A 23,087-nucleotide genomic window follows, 5' to 3' on the forward strand; every position below is an offset into this window, starting at 1 on the left:
AGGCTTAATGCGCTTCTATCCTTTTTGCGGGTTTCTGCTGTGGCTGGCCGCCACGCTCCTGTTCCGGTACTGGGGAGGCGAACTCATTCAGCCCGGTACGATCCTGATTTGGTTGTCTTTTGGCCTCATTGTACCCGGCATTCCTTGGCTTATGCTGGCTCTTTTCCGGTTCCGGGGCACGGCTCCCCAGGACCGGCCCAAGGCCGCCCTGCTGGTCGCCGTACCGGGAATGCTGCTCGATTTGCTGACGCTCTCGTTCCACCGTTTCGTGTTTCCCGGCATCTCCGACGCGAATTTCCATCTCTTTTTTGTCTGGCTGATGTGGGCCTACGCCCTGATCCTGCTAGCCGGATTGTATTACTCCCGGCGGACGGCCAAACCGGTTTAGGTTAGCTGCCCCCAGTCAGAACGATATCTTTCCTCCGCCGCGGCATATCCCGGTTCGGCGATGACTTCATCCTCCAGCATCAAGCTTGCAATCGCCCGAAAGTCCGCGGCTTCAATTTCGAGATGACCGAAACGGAGCGCATACCCCCAACGCGGGTTTCCGGCCGTAAAACTTAACCGGTGCAGCAGCCCCGAAATCGGCACCTCCCGGCAAGGATAATAATGAATATCACGCCGGAAGGGAACGAACGAATCCGACATCGGATATTCGTATACCCGGTCGCCAACCACTCGCCCTATGGCGGTGAACGCCTGCAGCTTCTCCCCCTTCCCCAACTCCGTCCGCGGCGAGTAATAAATCAGCCAGTCGCCGGGACGCATGCGGCGCAGCGGGGCGGCCTTGCCGTGACAGAGCTGGGCGAAGCCGCCTTCAACGCCTATTTTGACGTGAGCGGCGGAAACCACTCCGATCCAGTAGCGGCAGTTCTCTTCCGGCTCGATCCTAAGCATGGAAGGCCATCTCCTGCTTTAAGCGGTCCAACTGCCGTAGATGGTGCCGGTAATGCATAGGGACAAGGAGAAACCACTCCTCGGCGTTCAAGACGCCAAACCGGGGATGCGCGATTCCCAGCCGCAAGGATGCGTTCGCGAGCGTCGGCTCCAATTCCTCCATGCGGGCGACCACCCGCTTCAGGCCCTGAATCAAAGCCTCCTTGCTCTCCGGCTCCGCCGGGGTATACTGCGGGGACGGCGGCACTTGGATGCGGATCGGCGGGAACTCGCCTTGTGCGTACACCGCGTTTCCCGCTTCCGTTTTGCCGGCGGGTGCCAGGGCGGGGTCCGAAGAATCCTGCAGACATTTTGCGGCATTGGCCAATTGCATATAGAGCGCCGATTGAATCAAATGCTGATACATCTGCCCGATTGACCACCCGCCATCCCCCGGCTTTTGATGCAATTGCTCCATCGTCAAACCGTCCAGTTCACGAATATAATCGTCGACCAAGGCTTCAAAACGCGGCAGGATTTCTTTTGTGGGTTTTCTATTCAAGTTCATGGGGAAAGCAGCTCCTTTTATTGAGATAGTCCCACTATACAAAAACGCTACTGACAGCAGTATGTCAGTAGCGTTTAAACAGATTTTCGGCCTCCTCGCGCATCCGCTTCCGCAGGGATTCCGGTTCCAGCACGACGATATCGGCTCCAAAGCCAAGCAGCCAATGCAGCATTTCTTCGGGTTGGCGGACCCGGAAGGTCACGTAAAGACCCTCCGGCCGTTCCTCTTCCGCTTCCCAGTAAAAATTCCGGAACTCCCTCACCCTGTCGGCCGCCTCGGGATTCACCCGGATTTCGATCCGTAAATTCCGGTCGTCGGGCGGAGCGTAGACCTGCAGATTAAAATCGGAAGGCTTCTGAAAAAAGTCCGGCAGCACGGTTAGCCCGCTCATCCGGGAAACCCGGAAATGGCGGATTTCCCGCCGCAGCTCACAGTAAGCGACCAACGTCCAGGCCCCTTGGACAAAAACAAGACCATACGGCAAGACCGTCCGCACACTTTGCCGTTCTCCGTCGGGGCCCGGGATTTTTTTCGAGTAGCCGAATCGAACCTTTCGTTCCTCCAAAACGGCCCCGCGCAGCACCTCCACATAGGCCTTTTCGGGATGAATCCCCGCATGCGCCCTGAGCTGCAGCAGCTTGATCGTATTGCCGACCCGGGCCGCTTCGTTTCGCACCCGTTCCGGCAAAATCGCCTCGATCTTCCGGCGCGACATCTCCGCCTTCGTCCCGTATTCGGCGTCAAAGATCCGCTGGACCAAATCCGTTCCGAGCAGCAGCGTCACAGCTTCTTCCGCCGTAAAACTGACCGGAGGGAGAAAATAGCCCTCCATCAAGGAATATCCCCGACCCGGAGCCCCGACCAGCGGCACCCCCGCTTCGCTCAGGGCCTGAATGTCCCGGTAGATCGTCCGCACGCTGGTCTCGAAAATAGCCGCCAGGTCCTCGGCGCGCGTAACCTCTCTTCTCTGCAGCTCCATCAGAATCGCGAGCATCCGGTCCGTTTTATTCATGGCCGCGCCCCCCTATCATCTATAAACTAGTAAGTTCATTATAGCGGAAGCCGGGAAACCGGGCCGTCCCTATTTTTTGAAATCGACCACCTCAAGCGAGTACATCTCGGTATTTGTCTTCTGGAGAAGCGCGCTCTCGCGCCCATTCAAATGCTGCTCAAAGAAAGCGAGCGCCAGCTCATTCACCGTGTCATGCAGCTCCCGGGTATTCCCGCTGCCCAGGAGTGGAGAATAGAGGGCCGTATCGGAAAAATCAAAATGTTCGGCTTTGGGGAAAAGCACGTTATAACCGCCGTTTTGCAGCAGCAAACGATGTCGGTCCGCCTGCTCGCGGGCCATGGCGGCGTACTCCTCCGCAGAGGGAATCGCAAAGGTCTGTTTGCCGCCCCATTCGGCTTCCGTCAGGCCCATGTTCTCAAACCGGTCCGTCAGCCCGGTAAACATATACATAAAGGGCCGGTCCAGGCCGTCGTGCAGTTTTTTTCCGTAAAGAAAACCGTCCATGTTGATCCCCGCCCGGATTCTCGGGTCTGCATCCATCGTCTGGGCCGCCACGGTGCCGCCAAAGGAATGCCCCATCATGCCGAGCCGGGAAAAATCCATCCGGTTGGCAAAGGAGGGGGCCCCGTCCGGCCCGCCGACTTCATCGGCACCCTGATTCAGCCGTTCCAACCGGTCTATGGCGAACCGCACATCCTTTACCAATATGCCTTGGATCAGCTTTTCGGATTGAGTCCAATCCGCCGCGGCCCCGGCATCGAACATTCCTCCGGCAACCCGGCCGTCCGAAAGACGCGTCGGAAACAGCGTAAAATAAGGATGTTGAACGCCGGCTACGATATACCCCCGGCTGGCCAACTCCTCCGCAAAGGCGGCGTACATAAAATTCGATCCCCCGTACCCCGGCGCAAACACCACGACCGGGTAGACCTCTTCCCTCGGAGAGAGGGGCGCGTCCGGGAAGGCTTGGGCCTTCGCGTTCCGGTTGGATTGGGCGATAATGTTCAACAGAAAAGGCGCCTCCTTCGGCTGGCCCCCGGGAACGGATAAGAAACCATAGTCGGCTTTGGCCGCGCCCTGCGAAACTTGAGCCGGATACCAAAGCCGGACCTGGATCTCCCGATGATCGTCCCTTTCCGCGGTATACGTCTCCTCCCGGGAAGCATCTATCCATTGGAACGAGGTAGTACCGACCGCGTAAAGTCCTCCTAGGGGATCCAATGAAATGGCGGGCAGCAAGGAAGCGCCGACGTAAATGCTTAACCCGGCATACCCCAGGCCCGCGATCCCCAGCACCGTCCGCAGCCCGGCGCGTTCCCGCTTTTTTTGCGGCTCGGGCTCCCCGCTGCGGTAAACTCCAAAACTTAGGCCGCAAACGAGGACCAGCAGCAAAACATAAAGCGGCGCCCATTTCCATTTCAGACCGTCCACTCCCCCATGGACGATGAGAAGCCCCAGCATAACCGATACGCCGATGATCCCGGCCGACACCCGCTTTCCCTTCCCCCGCATTCGCGCGAATCTCCAAAGAACCCCAATTCCTCCGACACTCGCCGCAAATAATCCCCACTCCGCCCAAGTCATGAACCGCTTCCTCCTCCATATTCCTCGAATACAAGAAGCTTAGCAGTCAAACTTGAACAAATCATGAACAATCCCCCGTTCCAATACTACCGGGAGATGGACAGCAACTGTTCTACCGCCTCCATCACAGCGCCCGGATGGTGATGGGGAATCATATGCGCCGCTTCCGAGAGCTCGACCAATCGGGCATGGGGCAAATCCCGATATAGTCTGTAGCTGTGATCCCGGGTCGAAAACGGATCTCTTCCGCCCACGACAAGCACGGCCGGAGTTGAGATCCGGGCGTAGTTCCCGCTCATTTGTTCCGCTGCGGGGGCAAACGCCAATACGTCCTCCCGATTGGCCAAAAACTGCGAAGGCCGCAGCCAGAGAGCGAGCGTTTCCTCGCGGTACCCCGCGGGAACCGGTTCGGGAGCAAATGTGGACGCGATCACCCGGTTGGCCAGCACCCGGCCTACGGTGGCCAGCAGCAGGTACATCACCAGCTTGCCCGCCACCGGCAAAGTAACCGCGGCGGAAATCGGGTCGCCCTTTTCGGCCGGATAGCCTTCCTTATACATGCCTCCGCCCAGAATTACCAGCCCTCCGGTATCCTCAGGATACATATAGGCATAAGTAAGCACCAGCAGACCGCTCCAAGAATGGCCGACCAATACGGGCTTTCCGATTCCGAGGGCTTTCAACGCCTGATGGATCAGGACCGCTTGATCGGCAGGGGTTATCCGTTTTTTCTTGCCCCTCTCGCTGTAGCCGTACCCCGGGCGGTCGAAGGCCAATGCCCGGTACCCTTTGGCCGCCGCCCGCGTCAGGACCCGGTCGAAATCGTTAGCCCGGAGCACGCCGCCGTGCAGAAAAACGACCGGTTGGCCTCCCTTTTCCCCACGCTCCAAGTAGTGAAGCCTCACACCGTTCACACTGACAAACTTCCCCTCGGGAGGAAAAAGGCGCTCCGCCCGATGGACCCGAAGCCAGGTGAACACCGAGATTGCAAGCAGAAACGCGGGAACCAACCAAAGCAGCTCATACATCGAAATCCCTCCTATACAAATGCCAATTAGTGTACTTATAAAATACTATAAAGTATGTGTATGTAACAATAGTTTTCGCCTCATTTCCCGATCGTCTGTGGGGATGCCGTTCCTCTCGCATGTCCCTCACATATGGTAACAAGACAAGAGATTCGACGATCATAGAGAAAGGGTGCGATGCTATGGGAACCGGTAAAACCAGCACCACGAAATCCGCGAAAACCCAAGGGGTTTCTGTAATTACCTGCACCAACCGGCGGAGCTACATGAATAACCTGATCAAAAACTATCTGCGGCAGTCCTATCCTTCCAAAGAGCTGATCATCATCATCAATAAAAATAACATCCCGCTTGCGCCCTATGAGAAATTGGCCCGCAAGCACCGGAATATATCCGTGTTCCGCTTGCCGGAGCACTCTACGCTCGGCGCCTGTCTGAACTTTGCCGTCCAAAAGGCCAAATTCCGCTATATCGCCAAGTTCGACGATGACGATTACTACGCCCCCTTTTATCTGACGGAAAGCCTGCAGGCTTTGCACAGAACCAAGGCGGATGTCATCGGCAAGCGGGCCCACTACATGTATTTGCGCGGTTCCCGAACGCTCCTGCTGCGCTTTCCGCAGGACGAGAACCGCCCTGTAACCCGGCTTCCCGGAGCCACGCTGCTTATCAAAAAGGACGTTTTGAACAAGGTGCCTTTTCCCGATCGGAGTGTCGGCGAGGACGACCTTTTTTGCCTGCGCAGCAAAAAACGCGGCTTCAAAGTCTACTCGGCCGGGAGATACAATTTCGTCGCCATCCGCCGGAAGAACTCGGCCAACCATACCTGGATCATCAGCGATAAAGAACTGCTCGCCCATCATCGAAAAATTCCGCACGTCCGCGATTACAAGAAATATGTACAAAAACCGCCGAAGGGGAGACGGTCGTGAAGAAAGCGAAATTGCCCCTGCCCGACCGCCGGAACGCCGTATCGATCATCACCTGCACCAAACGTCCGGAGTGCCTGAAGAACCTTTTTACCAACTATGCCCGGCAAAAGTACGCCAAAAAGGAGCTTATCGTTATCTTAAACAACGACAAGCTCCGAATCGACAGTTATGTAGAGGCCGCGAAGGCCCACAAAAACGTCAGGGTCTACCGCAAACCGGAGCGCTCTCCGCTCGGCGCTTGCTTAAATTATGGCGTCAGCCTTGCCAGCTATGGCCTGATCGCCAAATTTGACGACGACGATTATTACGCGCCCGAATATTTGGCGGACAGCGTCCGTACCATGATAAACACCAAGGCCGATATCGTGGGCAAAAGAGCGCATTACATGTACCTAAGCGGAAAAAGGCGGCTGCTTCTGCGTTACCCGAACAAGGCGAATCAGCAGGTTCCCCTTGTCCAGGGCGCGACCCTTCTCGTCAAGCGAAGCGTGTTCGGCCGGGTGGCCTTTCCCCGCTTAAACCGGGGAGAATGCGTCCAATTTTGCGCGGACAGCCTTGCCAAAGGCTTTCGGATCTTCGCGGGGAGCCCCGCGTATTTTCTGGCCGTTCGCCGGGACCGCTCCAAGGGACACACCTGGAAGGTGAGCGACGAAGCGTTGATGAGCCGGAACGCCAAGGTGCTTAAAGAGAGCCGGCTTCTTCCGGACGCACTGCGCGCGGTGTCGGCACGCCCCCGGCATCCGTAAGTCCCCAATCCCGGCAAGCTACTCCAACCAACTAATCTTATCTCAGCCGAGCAAATCCCCTCTTGGAGACGAATTCGGCTACTCCGAACTTGTATTTGCGCCAAGGGAGCGGGTCAAGGCACATCGTGCGGCTGAGGCGGGACATTAACGGGAATTTTTCCCGTTAATGTTGAGCGTTTCTCCTCCATCGGCCCATTTAGCGGGATTTCCTCCCGCTATTTCCGTCCAAAGAGTGCGATTGGGCCTCTGCCCCTCAAATTAACGGGAGGAAATCCTGCTAATCGCTGCCCGCGAGCCGACTGCCCCGGATTAACGGGAGATTTTCCCGTTAAATACCCAAGCTCCTGCCCTCATAGATCCGCTCCGACTCAAAATGGTCTATCCTTTCGCCGGCAGCTTGACGGTCACCCGGACTTCCGTTCCCGGCTGCAATCCCCGGAGGATGCCGTCTTCCACTTTCATGCCCTCGCTGTAAACTTCCGGTTCCCGTACCCCGGCTTCCCGCTTCATTTCGACACGCAGGCGGGCTCCCCGGAATTCGCGCGTGACCTTCGCCTCGCTCCATTCGGCGGGCAGCTGCGGCCGGATCCGGATCCCGTCCGCCGTCCCCTGCAAGCCGAACAAGCCGTCGATCAGGCAGCGGTACACCCAGGGCACCGTGCCGGTATTGAACAGATGGCTGGACCGCCCCGCCGTCCGAGGAAATTGCCGGTAAGCGCCCCGGTAGTAGTTCGGGATGAAGACCGGCAGCTGTCCGCGCTGAATCACGTCCTGCGGATCCGGCCCGGGCAGCATCTTCCGCAGCAGCCGGTAGGCGTTGTCCTTCTCCCCTACGCTATAGAGCGCGTAGATATAAAAAGCGGCGGCATGGTTGTAGACCGCTCCGTTCTCCGCGGATCCCGGGTGCTTCTGCGTCACCCGGCCCACATCCTCGCGCATGGCTGTATAGGAGGGCGCCAGCTTTTCCACGCCGTACGGCGTCTCCAGTTGCTCCCGCACGGCCCGCAGCAGCTTCTCGCGCTTATCCGCGTCCGCGGCGCCGCTCAGCAGCGACCAGCCCTGCGGATTGATGAAAATCCGCCCCTCTTGGTCCGTGCGGATGCCGAACACCACATTGTCATCGGTAATGCCCCGGGCGTACCACTCGCCGTCCCACAGATATCGATTGACGGTCTCGTTGGTCGCTTCGGCCGCGGCCCGGTATTCCCGGGCCTGGTCCGCCCGTCCGCTGCGCTCGCAAATGTCGGCCCATACCTTAAAAGCGTACGCCGTGGCGATGGTCAGCCAACCCGAAACGCCCTTGCCTTTGTACCCGACCATATTCATCGGATCGCACCAGTCGCCCTGGTTGATATAGTTCAGCCCCCGTTCATCGCGGTCGTTCATCAGCCAGCGCATCGCCCGGTCGACATGCCGGTGAACCGGCTCGGCCTCCCCGCCGTCCGCATAAGGCACCACTTCATCGAGGATCGAGGCATCGCCCGTTTCATCCAGGTAAGTGCTCAGGCAAATCGGCAGCCAGACGCAGTGATCCGTGTGGGGAACCTGGTTAATATATTTGAGTTCGGCGTCCGGGTGCAAAATAATCCCGTCCGGCATCGCACCGCTCGCTTTTTGCTGGCTCATGGCCGTCAAAAAAGCCTCCCGCGCCATTTTCGGTTTAATATAGCTCATGCCCATATGATCCTGAAGGTAGTTCCGGGTTTGCGGGTCGGTCGTTAACCGGTTCGTCTGCCCGTGATAGTAGATTTGCCGCGGGAGCCAGTGGTTCACGAAGTTGTCCAGATCGGGATCCGGCGTGCTGATTTCGATGCAGCCCCGCCCTTCCCGGATGTACTGGTCATACTCCCACTCGGCCGCAATAAAGCCGTCCGCGCCGCATTCGTCCGCATTCAGGAAATAACCGCCGCGGATGCGGGCGATTTCCTCCTCGTCCTTCGCGGGGCCGAACATAAACCGGTAGGCCTCCTCCTCCCCGGCCGCGAGCTCGAGCCGGTATTGCAGCACGGCGGCCGGGGTTTCGTACCGCGCGTCTCCCTTGGACAGTTCCTCTTCCAGGATCATCGACGGCATGACGATACCGCCTTCCCCCTCGAAGGCCTCCTGATTCACTTCCCAGGAGACGGGCGCCCGATCCGCAAGCAGGAAGGTTTTATCCCGGAAGTTTTTGATTTTATCGTAATCCTGATACTTCTGATAGGGCGTGACGGAGGAGCAGACGATGGCCTGCAAATCCTCCCGGTATTCCCCCGACTGGTTCATCCAGGACATATAACCGACGGTAAAGTAAGGATAAACGCTCAGCTTGCGCCGCCGACCCGACAGGTTGTTTACTTTGAGACGCCATAGCTCGATCGGCTCTTCTTTCGGCAGACTCAGACTCATTTCAATCTCCACGTCCTTACAGACCACCGTCCACTTGATCCGGCTCTTTCCCACGGCAAAGACATACCGGTCCGCCGGGCACCGTACGGGCTCATAAGGCGCGGAAAACACTTCCCCGGTCTCCTCATCCTTCACGTAAACAAAACGGCCCGGATGATGCGCGTAATACGGCTGTTCGGGCTGCATGAACGTCTTCGCTTCCAGATTCGGCGCGTGGGAATATTTCGCCGGCTCCGGCTGCATGAACTGGGCCACCGCATAACCGCGGCAGTTCATATGAATCATCATGTTCTCATTCCACAGAAACCCCGAAGCCTTCGGAAGCAGCGTAGGGCTTAAAAGTTCATAGTATTCCTGGTCCTCTGTCGCTCTGAACATCGTCATACCTCTTTTCCATGTAATGTGGATGCGGGAGCGGCTTGCCCCTTTAGTTCATTACGTTTCTTCAAAAAGGCGTTCAGCCGTTCCGAAAACAACAGCATCGCCAGCGCGGAAAGCGCGACATAAAACGGAAACATGCCCATCGTCGTCCGGGAAGCCACGAAACCGAGCAGCGGCGGCATAAACGTACTGCCCGTGTAAGCCACGGCCATTTGATAGCCCATGATGGTTTGGGCGTGTTTTTTCCCGAACCGTACCGGAGTTTCGTGCAGCATGCAGGGGTAAATCGGCGCGAGCCCCAGGCCGATAATCAGAAAGCCCGCCAGGGAAGCGCCCGCCGGCAGAGGCAGAACGAGCAGCACGGCTCCCGCCAAGGCGATCGCCTGGCCTCCCCGGATCAAGGTCCGGTTGCTCACCTTGAACGTGATGAAGCCGGTAATAAACCGGCCGATCGTGATGCCCGCGTAGTAAATGGACACCCACTGGGCGGCGAGGGAAGCGGACAATCCTTTTTCGTTGACCAAATAGCTGCTCCCCCACAACCCTACCGTCGCTTCAACGCCGCAATAGAACAAGAAGGACACCAGCGCCAGCTTGACACCGCCGATGCGGAGAGGCCTCGCGGCCTTTCCGTCCCCGTCCGCCTCCAGCGGCGCGCTTTCCGCCTCCTCCGGCTGTTCAGCCGAGGGCCCTCCGCCGCTCCGGGCCACGCGGTCCCACAGGGGCAGCGTTAAAAGCAGGATGACGACCAACGCAAACTGAATGAGGGATACCGTCAAATAACCGTCTCTCCAGGTCGAGGTTCCGCCGGAGATGTACCCCGCCATAATGATCGGCCCCAGCGTGGCGCCAACGCCCCAAAAGCAGTGGAGCCAGCTCATATGGTGCGCCTTGTAGTGGGCCGCCACATAATTGTTGAGCCCGGCGTCCACGGAACCCGCGCCGAGACCCAACGGAATCGTGCAGAGAATCACCCAGAACAGCGAAGGGGAGAGCGAGAATCCAAGCAAGGCCCCGGCCGTCATGATGCAGCTGACCAGCGTCACCTGTCCGGTGCCGAACCGTTTCAGCACCGCCCCGCTCGCTAAACTGGACACGATCGTCCCCGCCGCGACAATCATGAACAGCATTCCCGCCGTATCCAACGGGGCGCCGAAGTCCGGCCGCATGACCGGCCAGGCGGCCCCCAGCAAAGAGTCCGGCAGCCCCAGGCTGATAAATGCCAAATAAATAATAATCAAGAAAAACGTAGCCATAGTTATTCTCCTATACTCCTATCCTAAGGATTCATCGATGCCCACCGTCGAAATCATCAAGCTCAGCCCCAAATGCTGCAGTCCGTTCAAATAGTCCCGCTTCCATTCGCTCATTACCAGGCTGGGGAGATGTTCTGCGGGAATATAGCCGGCGCTGCGGGCCGCGATTTTTGTAAGCAGGGCCTCGTCGACCTCGTTATCGCAAAACACAACGGCATGCGGATTCACGATTGCCGCACAGGTGGCGATCAGCCGTCCCACCGCATCCACGCCGGATTCCCCCAGTCTGGAGCGGTCCGGCCCTTTGGCCTGGCGCAGAGCCTGTTCGAAGTTCAGATCCTCGTATTGAGGGATGAAGGAAACTTCACCGGAAAAAAACGTGCTCCCCCGCACCACTTCTCCATTGATAAGAATTCCCGCGCCGGGGCCGTTTTGGCCGAAGTAAATATAAACGAGCGACACCGGACTCTCCCGGCCGTCCCCGCTAAGTTTGCTGTGATAGCCCAGAGCCGCGGCGTTCATGTCGTTCTCCACCACCGCGGGCAGCGCGAAGCGGGACTCCAGATACGCCTTCAGTTCGAACTGCTGGAGCCGGTCATAGTCCGGCATGTAAATAATCCGGCCGTTGTTGACCGAGCCCGGCACGCCGACCGACAGCGAGCGGATTCGCGGGTAAGCGTTCAAAATATCGTCCACCCGCTCCGCAAAGGCGGACATATCTTCCGTCAATGCGCTCGGGAGCCGCCCCTGATCCTTCACTTCGCCTTGGCAGTTATAGACGGTGTAGAACGTATCCTCTTTTTCCAAAATCACCGCCAGCCCCAGCATATACTCGGGATTATAGGCAAACCGTTTGGCCCGCCGCCCGCCGCTGGATTCGTCGATACCGACAAAAAGAAGCTCCCCCTCCTTTTCCATGGCATCCAAAAATTTGCCGATCGTCGGAAAACTGATGCCCAGCTTCCCGCTCAGCTCCTTCTTCGTTGCGCTCCCCATCGTCAAAAGAGAACCGCGGATCGCGCCGAGAATCACCTTTTTCATCTCTTTGGGGGTGGCGGGCATATCCTTCACAACATCCAACCTCCCGTTTTACGACTGTATAAGTTGAGACTTATTAAACTAGTTTAATAAGTCTGGTTCGATCGTATCATAATCCCGTGATCCGGAAAAGACCCTTTCCAAAAAAAGAAACCCGCGTCCTGGTGACGGGGTTTCCCTGTGCAAATAACATAACTCATTCTAAGTTTGTTCAGTATAATATCCATGGTTTATGATATATGGAAGGATAAGTAACCGCCTCTCTTTGAAGCTGGGCGGGTGGATAAGGGCTTTCTGAGGCGTTATTTCGTCCAATTCGTCCCTTCGGTGAGAAATAGCGGTCCTTTGGGGCCTTATTTTAAGGAAAAGCGGGCCGAAAACCGATTTTTGGACCCGCTCCAGAGAAATAAGGCCCTTTTTAGCCGCTATTTTCCCCGAAAAAGCGAATTTGGGCGAAATAGCAGCCCAAAACGCCGCTATTTATAACGGGCGGCAAGTGAGATGGCGGGATCGGCAACACCATGTCAGGTTTAATGCAACGCCAGTGCCTGCAGAGCCGACTTGAGGCGAAATAACGGCCCTAAAGGCCGTTATTCGGCGGGCGGCTAGAGAGACTGCTGGCTCCAAAGGGGGCTCTATTGCACTGTGTAGCCTAGCCATAGCACTTCTCAGCAACAAAAGAAAGTAACTTTGAAATGTTATACTCCCCATACAGTAGGCAGGTGAATTAAAACCCTGTTACTGTATGGGGAGTTTTTCGTAGTAAGAGAAATATCGTATTTAACCCACGAAGATCAAGGGGCCTGGCGCACTTTCCGACCCTCCCAACTCCAAAAAGATGCAAATCTGCAGGTATTTCAGGCCGGTTCCCGCGGGAATTCGAAAAAAGATGCAAATCTGCAGGTACTTCCGGCGATTTTTGAGAAACGAGCCGATTTCGTCGAAAATTCCTGCAGAATCGCAGGAATTTTGAAATTTTTGTTCCAAACAGAGAAAAAACATGCACTTATGCAGGAATTCTAAGTTATCCCGGTTTTCTGATGGGGGACTAGGTGCTGCTGAGTGGTTAGCTTTCCGCCAAAAAGTCCTTCTTTCCTCTATGACCGGTCACTCCGCCGCAGACTCCTCCTTCACCTGCTCCTTCGACTGTTCCACGGTCTGTTCCACGGTCTGTTTCCTTGGTGTGTTCCTTTGCTTACTCCTTCACCTGTTCCTTGGTCTGTCCCTTGGCCTCCTCCTTCACCCGCTCCTTCGTCTGTTCCTTCGTCAGGAACCAGCCGGCCAGGCCGATCGCGATCAATACGATGTAGAAGATCAGCTTCCACAGGGTCGAATGAGCGAATTCGTGGGAGATGATTCCCACGTCCTCATGCCCCAGCGTCAAGACCGCCAGCTTCACGCCGACCCAGCCCACGATGGCGAACGCGGCGATTTCGAGGCCCGGCCGGGAGTGCAGCAGCTTCACGAACAGATTGGCGGCAAACCGCATGATGACGAGCCCGATAAAGCCCCCTAAGAACACGACGATGAATTTGCCCCCGTCCATGCCGCCGATCGAGGGAAGCTGTGTGTTGGGAAGCGTCATGGCCAGCGCCACGGCCGCCAAAATGGAATCGATCGCAAACGCGATATCCGCCAGCTCCACTTTAAGAACGGTGGCCCAGAAGCCGGATTGCTTTTTCTCCCCCTCGACCTTGTCGTCTTTCCTGTTTTTAAACGCCAATTTCCTTACGATATGGTTGATGCTGATAAACAACAAGTACAGCGCGCCGATGGCCTGAATCTGCCACACGTCCACCAGAAACGAGATGACGAACAAAGAAGCCAAACGAAACACGAACGCGCCCAGCAGCCCGTAAAACAGAGCCTTTTTCCGCTCCGCTTCGGGAAGATGCTTGACCATAATCGCCAGCACCAGCGCGTTATCCGCCGCAAGCAATCCCTCCAGCACGACCAGAAGCAGCAGTACCCAGCCGTATTCCAACAACATCGACAAATCCATATATCAGTTCCCTCTCTCCCTATTAAGTATCTAATGAAATAGCTGATTCGTATCTTTCCTTAAATGCTTAAATGCTTAAATGCTTAAATACTCTAACTCCAAACCCTTGATTTGGAATCCCCTCCTCCCGTTCGCACCGTAAAAAAATCATAACCACCCGTCCAACGGGTGGTTTGCTCTTGGGGTATAACCCCCTGTTGCCAAACTGCGCCTAAAGACGCTAGCCTGACAATAAAATTGTTCAGGCTCAGTGTTTTTGTCACTTTCACTTACCAGTTAAACTGGTTTACTTCTTTTTGCTACTGTTTCTGCTGAATGGATCTTCATACTCTTTTACGCTCAGTTTATCAATTGCTTGGTCATGTGCTTCCTGCTCACGTATATATTTAGCGACGGTGGCCTCATTTAAGCCCACAGTGCTGACGTAGTACCCCTCCGCCCAAAATTTCCGATTTCCATACTTATACTTCAAGCTGGCATGCTTCTCAAATATCATTAGCGAACTCTTTCCCTTTAGATATCCCATAAACGATGATACAGAGATTTTTGGAGGTATCGCCACTAACATGTGTACATGATCTGGCATCATGTGACCTTCTATGATCTCCACTCCCTTGTATTTACATAACCGCTTGAATATTTCGATTAAGTCTTTCCTCACTTGATTATAGATCTCTTTCCGTCTATACTTCGGGGTGAACACGATGTGGTATTTGCACATCCATTTCGTGTGGGCTAGACTATAGCTCTTGTTTGCCATCTAAGACCATTCCTTTCATTATTGAGCCTGAACATCTCAATTTTATGGGAATGGTCTTGTTGGTCAAACCCTAGATCCCTCCACCCGCATAGCGGGTGGTTTTTTGTTTCGCGCGTTTCACGCACTCAACTGGCTAAAGCCGTAACAAAAACCTTTGCCTAGAACGGCAAAGGTCCATAAAAACAAGAAAAGACCTTCACCAATAACAGGCAAAGGTCTTGCTAACAACGTTATCCTTCCTCGTTGCCAACATAGCCGGGAGATGAAGACCTCCGAAATGACGGCAATGTTGTAAAAGCTACTCCCCTTTAGGAGAACTATTCGATTTAATTTTAATATAAGTGATTTACTGGGGATTTGTCAAAGGGCTTGCGGATCATATTCGCTTAATTTCCCCTCATAGATCAATTGAAGGGAATCGCTCTGCCGGAAATCATCCGGTGTTACCAGGGCGGGCAGCTTATTCCAGAGCTTGATCCCCGACCGTTCCAAAATTTCCGCGACAAACTGCGAGCAAAAATAAGAATTGCTGAATTCGACGGGCTCTTGAAGCGCAATGCCGATGACTCCGAGAATATTGTATAAATACTTTTGCCGCTTCCGGATGAAAAGTTGCAGCACCCGCTTCATTTTCTCGACTTCCCGGTCCGATACTTTAAGCTCATAGATGACACAGGTCGTGTTCGGATATTTGCTGAAGGTGCCCGTTCTGATATCTTCTTTGACGAACCCGCCGTTCAGCGGATTGTTCGGGTTCTTTCTCCCGAAACTGTAAAGCTCCGACAGTTCCCGGTTAAAGGAAATCGACGCATGATTATAGGGTGCCCGGGTGTAGCCTTTGATCATCTTGGTGAACAGCGTCCCCGTATTCGTGAGCAAAATGTAAACCGACCGATTCCGTTCCTCTGCCATTTACGAAATTTCCCCTTATCAAGTTTGAACTATTCCTTCATAATAACATAGGATCCCTCATAAGGAATCCCGAGCCCCCACAGGGCAAGGAGGAATGGATTTGATGAACAGCTCGCTGATTACGCTAATAGTGATTTTTACGGTATTAACCGCCATACATGTCATTTACTACGTGCAGTCCAAGCGCCGCCCGGGGCAGGCGGATTATGAGGCCATCGGCCTCCGCCTCCGGGACTGGTGGGGCATATTCCTGGTGCTGTGCCTGGCCACCCAGTTCAATGCGGTCGTTTCGCTGCTGTCGCTGATGGTGCTGGCCTTTTTTGCGCTAAAAGAATACTTCTCCATGATCCGGTCCAGAAAAGCCGACCGCCGGATTTTTCTGTGGGCGTATCTGTCGATTCCGGTGCAATTCTACTGGATCTTCATCGGTTGGTACGGAATGTTTATCGTGTTTATACCGGTATACGTCTTCCTCTTCCTTCCGCTCCCGCGCCTGATCAACAAGGGGACCGTCGGTTTCGTGCGCAGCGTCAGCCGCGTGCAATGGGGCCTCATGCTGATGGTGTTCGGCCTCAGCCACCTGGCCTACTTCCGGTACGCCACACCCGAGTATGGAGCGGGTTTGGTACTGTTCCTTGTCGTTTTGACCCAACTCAACGATATTATTCATTACCTGGCCTCCATGTATTTCGGCAAAAGAAAGGTCGTCCCGACCGCGAACCCCAATCTGACCTGGGAGGGCTTCGCCTGCGCGTTTGTCGTCACCACTGCGGTTTCCTTTTTGATCCACCCTTACCTGACGCCGTTGACTTTGAAGACCAGTCTCTTTTTCGGGATGCTGATTAGTCTGAGCGGCTTCTTCGGCAGCCTGACCATCTCCGTGCTCAAACGGGATCTGCTGATCGGCGACGACGATAAATCCCATGCTCTTAGAAAAAGCTACCTCAGCCTGGTAGACAGCCTCACCTACACCTCGCCGGTATTTCTGCATGTGATGCGGTACTTTTTCGAGTTTATGTAAATTGGGGTGTAATTGGGATAACTTGATGTTGAGCGGCCAAAACGGAGTAGAATCGTCGTCCCCTCTTTATGCTAGATAATATAACATTAATTTGCAGTAACATCGACTGAACAAACCCGTTTCGATATAATTCAAAATTTATATGTCATAATTATTGACATTTAATCCGTTTGAACTTATATTGACCTTATCAGACTTCCAGGTCTACCCGCCACAGTGACTGTGCTTGGGTAGACCCCCTTCATCCTTACAATTAAATATGCAAAGTCAGTCACAATGGCGTGGCTGCACATGGCAATGGGGCCGATAAACGATATTCGCATCTTTCTGAAGATGCGGGTTTCGGGTGTCGGTCCCTTTTTGCCTTTGAATACCTGGTCCGAGGAGGAGATGTGAATTAACTTGACAATTTGAGTAAAAACATACCAAGTCACATGTATCGTATCGGTTTCCAAGCTCGATAAAGGAGGATATTCGCCATGGATGCAAAAAGCTTTCGCAAGGCCGGGCATTTCCCGAGTTTACTTTCTTCATTTTTGTACTTTGATGTCAGCTTCATGATTTGGGTGCTGTGCGGCGCGCTGGCGCTTTTCATCACCAAAGATTTTGGCCTATCGGATACGCAAAAGGCGGCGATGGTCGCCATCCCCATCCTGGGCGGCTCGATCTTCCGCATTCCAATGGGCATCCTGGCGGACCGCATCGGCAGCAAAAAGGCCGGCCTGATCGGCATGTCCCTGACCCTGATTCCCCTGGTCTGGGGCTGGCTCGGCGGCGGCAGCCTGCTGGAGATGCAGATGATCGGCTTTCTGCTCGGCTTCGCCGGAGCCAGCTTCGCCGTATCGCTGTCCTTGGCCAGCCGCTGGTATCCGCCGCAATACCAGGGGCTCGCGATGGGCATCGCGGGCGCCGGTAACAGCGGCACGGCGCTCGCGACCTTTTTCGGGCCGCAGATCGCCGAGGCTTACGGCTGGCACAGCGTATTCGGCTTCGCGTTGATCCCGCTGGTGGCCGTGATGATCGCCTACACCCTTATGGCGAAAGACGCGCCGGGCCGCCCGGCCCCCAAGCCGCTCAAGAGTTATCTCGGCGTCTTTAAATATCCCGACACCTGGTGGTTCTCGATCTTCTACGCGATTACCTTCGGCGGGTTCGTCGGCTTCGCCAATTACGCGAGCATTTTCTTTTACGACGTTTATGGCGACAACGTCCATTCCGGCGGCCTGACCAAAATCCAGGTCGGCTACCTCGTTACCATCACCGTGATCGCCGGCAGCTTCTTCCGGCCCTTGGGCGGATGGATCGCCGACAAAATCGGCGGCATGCGGCTTCTGCTCGTACTCTACAGCGTCATTGCCGCCAGCGCCTTTGCCATCGCCACCATGCCGGATTCTTTTGTGGTCATGCTGATCTACACCAGCATTATGATGGCCTGCCTCGGCATGGGGAACGGCTCGGTATTTCAGATTATTCCGCAGCGGTTCTCCGGCGAAATCGGGGTGATCACCGGCATCGTCGGCGCCGCCGGGGGACTGGGCGGCTATCTGCTCCCGACGTACGTCCTCGGTCCGCTGAAGCAGTCGACGGGCTCCCAGGTAGCCGGGTTTTTGGTCGTCGGCTCGATCGTGCTGCTCACGACGCTCGTTTTTTACGCGGTAACCCGGTCCTGGAAAAAGACCTGGGCCAAGACGGAGTCCGGCGTCCAGTTCTAGGCTTGCCAGGCGGGCACAGAAGTCATTCCAAGTCAAGGCCGGCGTCCTGCAATTTCCTTTCCGCCGCCCGCTGAACATAGTCGCCTTTTGGGCCGTTATTTCGGCCCGATTTGGCCCAACGGGGATAATAGCGGTCAAAAAAGGCCCTATTTCCCTGTTGCGGGCACCGAAATTAGGGTTTGGGCCGTTTTTTCCAAAAATAAAGCCTCAAACAGCCGCTATTTCGCCTCACCAAGCCAAATTCGACAAAATAGCGGCGTAAAAGGCCCTTATCCCCCGTCCGAAAAGCTTATCTGCCGGGGCACAAGTCGCTTATCTCAATCCAACCCACGATCCACGGGAGGTGAAATCGGATGAACGTGAAGCAAGTCAAAAGCGTGTGCCCCTACTGCGGGGTCGGATGCGGCATGGTGCTGGAAGTATCCGGCGGCCGTGTCGTCAAAGTCACCGGCGACCGGGAGCATCCCGCCAACTTCGGCCGACTCTGCACCAAAGGCGCCACCTCCGCGGGGGCGCTGACGGAATCCGGCCGGATGGAGCGGGCCTACCTGCGCCCTTCCCGGGACGCCGCCCCCGTAAAGACGGGGATGGATGCGGCCATCCGCGAGACCGCCCGGCGGCTCCGCGGCCTGCTGGAACGGCACGGCCCCGATGCCCTCTCCTTCTACGTGTCGGGGCAAATGTCGCTGGAGGCACAGTATTTGATCAACAAACTGGCCAAAGGCTTCGTCCGGACCCGGCACATCGAATCGAACTCCCGCCTTTGCATGGCGAGCGCGGGGAGCGGCTACAAGCTCTCGCTGGGGGCGGACGGACCGCCGGGATCTTACCAAGATATCGATCAGGCGGATCTGTTCTTCGTCATCGGGGCCAATATGGCCGACTGCCACCCGATCCTGTTCCTGCGCCTGATAGACCGGGTCAAAGCGGGCGCCCGTTTGATCGTCGTCGATCCCCGGCGGACGGCGACCGCGGACAAGGCGCAGCTTTATTTGCCGATTCGCCCCGGGACCGACCTGGCTCTGCTGAACGGGTTGCTGCATCTGCTCGTCAGAAACGGTCACACGGACCCGGACTTTATATCCAGGTATACGACCGGTTTTGAGCAGATCCCGGAATTCCTGGAGGATTATTCGCCCGCCAGGGTGGCGGAAATCACGGGCATTCCCGAAGCGGATATCCGCACCGCGGCGGACTGGATCGGCGAATCGCGCGAGTGGATGACCTGCTGGACCATGGGCCTCAACCAAAGCACGCACGGCACCTGGCATACGAACGCGATCTGCAATCTGCATCTCGCTACCGGCGCCATCTGCCGACCGGGAGGCGGCCCCTTCTCCCTCACCGGCCAGCCCAATGCCATGGGCGGCCGGGAGATGGGCTATATGGGGCCGGGATTGCCCGGCCAACGTTCCTTGCTGGACGAGGCGGACCGCCGGTTTATGGAGGATCTGTGGAAGATCCCTCCCGGAACGCTTCGCACCGAAGCCGGCGGCGGCACGGTGTCCATGTTCGAAAGCATGGCATCGGGCGAGATCAAAGCCTGCTGGATCATTTGCACCAATCCGGTCGCCTCCGTCCCCAACCGCAAAATCGTAATCGCCGGCCTTGAAGCGGCCGAACTGGTCATTGCGCAGGACGCTTTTTGGGAGACCGAAACCAACCGGTACGCGGACATCCTGCTGCCCGGGGCGCTGTGGGCCGAAGGCGAAGGGGTGATGGTCAACTCCGAGCGGAATCTGACCTTGATGCAAAAGGCGGTCGACCCGCCCGGAGAAGCTCTCCCGGACTGGCAAATCATCGCCAGGGTCGCTTGCGAGATGGGTTACGCCGACGCCTTCACCTACGCCTCCTCGGAGGAGGTATACCGGGAAATCCAGCGGGCGTGGAACCCGAAAACGGGCTACGACCTGCGGGGGGCCACCTACGATCGGCTGCGGGAAGCGCCCGTGCAGTGGCCAAGCGCGCCGGGCGAGGACAGCCGCCGGAGCCCGATCCGCTACCTGAACGGGCGGACGGAATTGGGGGCGGCTGGGTCGGCGGGGACAGCCAAGTCGGCTGACGGCCCCGGCCCGCATCAGCGCCAGTCCCCCGGCGAACCGCGGATCCTTTTTCCCACCGCGGATGGAAAGGCCGTGTTTTGGGCGCGGCCCTATCTGCCCCCAGCGGAACTTCCCGATGAGGAATACCCGTATGTGCTGAATTCGGGCCGGGTGCAGCATCAATGGCACACGTTGACCAAGACGGGGAAAATCCCCAAGCTGGTGAAGCTGAACCCCGGGCCGTTCCTTGAGGTTCACCCCGCCGACGCGGCGCGGCTGGACATCCGGGATGGGGACCGGGTGAACCTGAGATCCCGGCGGGGACACGCGGTCCTGCCTGCCGTCGTGACCGACCGGGTGCGTGAGGGAACCTGCTTCGCCCCGTTTCACTGGAACGACCTGTTCGGCCCCGATCTTGCCGTTAACGAGCTCACCATCGATGCGGTGGATCCCCTCTCCCTGCAGCCCGAGCTGAAATACTGCGCCGTCGCGCTGGAGAAGGCTGCCGAATCATGCCAGGCAGTTAAGGCGGCGCCTGCAAATCATCAACCCTATCGGAAGGAGGCCGAGCCGATGACACAGCAATTGCAACCGGAGCAGTTGAATACGCTCACCCAGGTGCTGGGCCTGTCCCAGCCAATGACCTCGCTGACGCTCGACCCGTACGAGCAGGCTTATTTGGCCGGCTTTCTGACCAGCCTGCGGAGCGAGGAGCCCCGGGCGGGGACCGCCGTACCCGTGCTCCCGCCAACCGCGCCGCTTCCGCCGGCCAAGCGTTACTGGGTCGACGGGCTGCTGGCGGGCATGTTCTCCCGCGCGTCTCTGCCTGCACCCGCGCCGGAGGCGGGTGTGCAGGCGGGGACGGCGACGACAGGGGCGACGACGACAGGGGCGGAGACGACGGCGGCAATGGCGACGGTCCAACTCCCGCCCGTCACCATACTCTGGGCGTCCCAGACCGGGAACGCGGAGAGCGCCGCCCTGCGCTGCGCCCAGCGGCTAAAAAAGGCCGGCCATCCCGTCAGGCTCGCCGGCATGGACGAGTATCCGGCGGCCGAATTAACCGGCGAACGGTTTGTCCTGTTCATTGCCAGCACGTTTGGGGATGGGGAGCCGCCGGACAATGGGGAGGGCTTTTTTCGCGCCTTGAAGAGCGAGAGCGCCCCCACCCTGCCTGATCTGCAGTACGCCGTGCTCGCGTTCGGGGATTCCAGCTTTGCGCGGTTCTGCGGCTTTGGGCAGTTCCTGGACGACCGCCTGGCGCAATTGGGGGGCCGACGGCTGCTCGGCTGTACGCGCTGCGACACCGATTACCATGAACAGGTCGAGGCCTGGGCCGATGCGGTCGCGGAACGGTTAAGCCATGAAGGCGGGACTCTTGGCCATGCCGCAGCCTCGGACGCTCATGTCTCAGCAGAGGTATCCGCCCCTGCTGAGGCTCCTGTCGGGGCTCCTGGCGAAGCTTCTGCCGCCGCGCCTACCATCGCCCCTCCCGCTTCCCCTGCCGTCGCCTCCCCCGCCCGATCCGGCCTCGGCCCCGCGGCGGCCACGGCCGTCGCTCCCCGACCGGAGGGGCGGGAGGCGGGCAAATCCGGGCGGGATCGGCCGGTGCCTGCGCGGCTTCTTTTTAACCGGCTCCTGAACCGGCCCGGCTCCGAAAAAGAAACCCGCCACTACGCCTTCGATCTCCGCGGTACCGGGCTGGCGTACGAGGCCGGCGACGCGCTGGGCGTTTGGCCCGCCAATGACCCCGAGCTGGTCGAACGGCTCCTCGGTACATTGAAGCTCGATCCTTTGGCCCCGGTGCACGTCAAGGGTCAAGGCACGCTCCCGCTAGCCGAGGCATTGCGGCGCCACTATGAGATTGCCCGGATCCACAAGGAAATGATCCGGTTTATTCAGGAGCGCACACGGGCTGAAGTCTTGCGGGATCTGCTGCAAGAGAGCCGCCGGGAGGAATTCCAGGCCTGGCAGTGGGGCCGCCGGTTAATCGATGTGCTGGAGGAGTTCCCCGTCTCTCTTACCCCGGCGGAGCTAGCCGGACTGCTCAAGCCTTTGCAGCCCCGGCTTTATTCCATCGCCTCCAGCCCGAAGCCGCATCCGGAAGAGGTGCATATTACGGTCTCCACACTGCGGTATGAGCATCGGGGGCAGGTTCGCAAAGGGGTCTGCTCCACCTTTTTGGCCGACCTCGTTAAGCCCGGCATGGATATCCCGGTTTTTATCCACAAAAACCGCCACTTTCATCTCCCGGAGGACCCCCGTACCCCGATGATCATGGTCGGCTCGGGTACCGGTATCGCGCCTTTCCGCGGCTTCCTGCAGGAAAGGCGGGCGGCCGGAGCACCGGGCCGGAACTGGCTGATCTTCGGAGAACAGCGGGAGGCGTGCGATTTCTACTTCCGGGAGGAGCTTGAAGCTTTTAAGCAAGACGGGTTGCTGCAGCGCCTCGATACGGCGTTTTCCCGCGATCAGGCCGACAAAATCTATGTCCAGCACCGCCTGCTTGAGCAAGGCGCCGAGCTCTGGGGCTGGCTGCAGGAAGGCGCCCGCTTCTATGTCTGCGGAGACGCCGGCAGCATGGCCAAGGAGGTCGATGCCGCCCTCCGGACCGTGATCCGGGTCCATGGCGGACTGGATGACGCCGCCGCGGACGCCTATATAACGGATATGAGACGAAACAAACGCTATGCCAAAGATGTGTACTGAATCTTTCCCGGACCGTTCCCGCGAACGGTCCTTTTTTCCGGCTTATCCTCATCCGGGAGAAATTGACTCCCCTGGAGCGAAATGAGAATAGGAGATACACGAGAATACGTCGGAAAGGCGGAT

The 23,087-nt window shown here is 57.2% G+C and carries 17 protein-coding genes; 6 read left to right on the forward strand and 11 right to left on the reverse strand.

Annotated elements, in window-relative coordinates:
* The first annotated feature begins 7 nt into the window (after positions 1-7).
* Positions 8-388, forward strand: coding sequence for a DUF5367 family protein (locus FRY98_RS15735; RefSeq protein ID WP_148453620.1), 381 nt, complete (start codon positions 8-10; stop codon positions 386-388).
* Here the strand turns inward: FRY98_RS15735 and FRY98_RS15740 are convergent.
* The 5 genes from FRY98_RS15740 to FRY98_RS15760 form a co-directional block, all read right to left on the reverse strand.
* Entirely contained in the window at positions 385-897 is a 513-nt protein-coding gene (locus FRY98_RS15740; RefSeq protein ID WP_148453622.1) for an EVE domain-containing protein, read from the reverse strand. The two genes, FRY98_RS15735 and FRY98_RS15740, sit on opposite strands and share 4 nt — an antisense overlap.
* Complete coding sequence (locus FRY98_RS15745) at positions 890-1,444, reverse strand: DinB family protein (protein ID WP_148453624.1); 555 nt, start codon at positions 1,442-1,444, stop codon at positions 890-892. The genes FRY98_RS15740 and FRY98_RS15745 overlap by 8 nt, the downstream gene beginning before the upstream one ends.
* A gap of 64 nt (positions 1,445-1,508) precedes the next feature.
* Positions 1,509-2,456: a helix-turn-helix transcriptional regulator gene (locus FRY98_RS15750; RefSeq protein WP_148453626.1), complete on the reverse strand. Its 948-nt coding sequence runs from the start codon at positions 2,454-2,456 to the stop codon at positions 1,509-1,511.
* Between the two features lie 69 nt (positions 2,457-2,525).
* On the reverse strand, positions 2,526-4,040 hold the full coding sequence (locus tag FRY98_RS15755; protein ID WP_148453628.1) for an alpha/beta hydrolase family protein: 1,515 nt from the start codon (positions 4,038-4,040) through the stop codon (positions 2,526-2,528).
* Positions 4,041-4,126: 86 nt separating this feature from the next.
* Positions 4,127-5,068, reverse strand: coding sequence for an alpha/beta fold hydrolase (locus tag FRY98_RS15760; protein WP_148453630.1), 942 nt, complete (start codon positions 5,066-5,068; stop codon positions 4,127-4,129).
* Positions 5,069-5,250: 182 nt separating this feature from the next.
* Here FRY98_RS15760 and FRY98_RS15765 point away from each other — a divergent pair, with 182 nt between their 5' ends.
* Both FRY98_RS15765 and FRY98_RS15770 read left to right on the forward strand, forming a co-directional pair.
* Complete coding sequence (locus FRY98_RS15765; RefSeq protein ID WP_148453632.1) at positions 5,251-6,000, forward strand: glycosyltransferase family 2 protein; 750 nt, start codon at positions 5,251-5,253, stop codon at positions 5,998-6,000.
* Positions 5,997-6,746, forward strand: a complete 750-nt coding sequence (locus FRY98_RS15770; protein WP_249043428.1) for a glycosyltransferase family 2 protein — start codon at positions 5,997-5,999, stop codon at positions 6,744-6,746. The genes FRY98_RS15765 and FRY98_RS15770 overlap by 4 nt, the downstream gene beginning before the upstream one ends.
* A gap of 378 nt (positions 6,747-7,124) precedes the next feature.
* On the opposite strand, the gene FRY98_RS15775 is transcribed toward FRY98_RS15770, so the two are convergent.
* The 6 genes from FRY98_RS15775 to FRY98_RS15800 form a co-directional block, all read right to left on the reverse strand.
* A complete protein-coding gene (locus FRY98_RS15775; protein WP_148453634.1) occupies positions 7,125-9,509 on the reverse strand; it encodes a GH36-type glycosyl hydrolase domain-containing protein in 2,385 nt (794 codons plus the stop codon).
* A 2-nt stretch (positions 9,510-9,511) separates the two neighbouring features.
* Positions 9,512-10,768, reverse strand: coding sequence for an MFS transporter (locus FRY98_RS15780; RefSeq protein WP_148453636.1), 1,257 nt, complete (start codon positions 10,766-10,768; stop codon positions 9,512-9,514).
* Between the two features lie 18 nt (positions 10,769-10,786).
* A complete protein-coding gene (locus FRY98_RS15785) occupies positions 10,787-11,839 on the reverse strand; it encodes an ROK family transcriptional regulator (RefSeq protein ID WP_373317774.1) in 1,053 nt (350 codons plus the stop codon).
* A 1,162-nt stretch (positions 11,840-13,001) separates the two neighbouring features.
* Positions 13,002-13,808, reverse strand: a complete 807-nt coding sequence (locus FRY98_RS15790; protein ID WP_148453638.1) for a TerC family protein — start codon at positions 13,806-13,808, stop codon at positions 13,002-13,004.
* A 286-nt stretch (positions 13,809-14,094) separates the two neighbouring features.
* Positions 14,095-14,568: an IS200/IS605 family transposase gene (gene tnpA, locus FRY98_RS15795; protein WP_148450401.1), complete on the reverse strand. Its 474-nt coding sequence runs from the start codon at positions 14,566-14,568 to the stop codon at positions 14,095-14,097.
* A 360-nt stretch (positions 14,569-14,928) separates the two neighbouring features.
* Complete coding sequence (locus FRY98_RS15800; protein ID WP_148453640.1) at positions 14,929-15,480, reverse strand: hypothetical protein; 552 nt, start codon at positions 15,478-15,480, stop codon at positions 14,929-14,931.
* A gap of 103 nt (positions 15,481-15,583) precedes the next feature.
* Between FRY98_RS15800 and FRY98_RS15805 the strand changes: the two genes are divergently transcribed.
* The 3 genes from FRY98_RS15805 to FRY98_RS15815 all read left to right on the forward strand — a co-directional run bounded on the left by FRY98_RS15805 (position 15,584) and on the right by FRY98_RS15815 (position 22,964).
* Entirely contained in the window at positions 15,584-16,501 is a 918-nt protein-coding gene (locus FRY98_RS15805) for a phosphatidate cytidylyltransferase (RefSeq protein WP_148453642.1), read from the forward strand.
* Between the two features lie 479 nt (positions 16,502-16,980).
* The gene (locus FRY98_RS15810) at positions 16,981-18,213 is read left to right on the forward strand and encodes an MFS transporter (protein ID WP_148453644.1); all 1,233 of its coding nucleotides are present in this window, start codon (positions 16,981-16,983) and stop codon (positions 18,211-18,213) included.
* Positions 18,214-18,566: 353 nt separating this feature from the next.
* Positions 18,567-22,964: a bifunctional nitrate reductase/sulfite reductase flavoprotein subunit alpha gene (locus tag FRY98_RS15815; protein WP_148453646.1), complete on the forward strand. Its 4,398-nt coding sequence runs from the start codon at positions 18,567-18,569 to the stop codon at positions 22,962-22,964.
* Positions 22,965-23,087 lie beyond the last annotated feature (123 nt).

Origin of the sequence: Paenibacillus faecis, from assembly GCF_008084145.1 — a bacterium.
Lineage (GTDB): Bacteria > Bacillota > Bacilli > Paenibacillales > Paenibacillaceae > Fontibacillus > Fontibacillus faecis.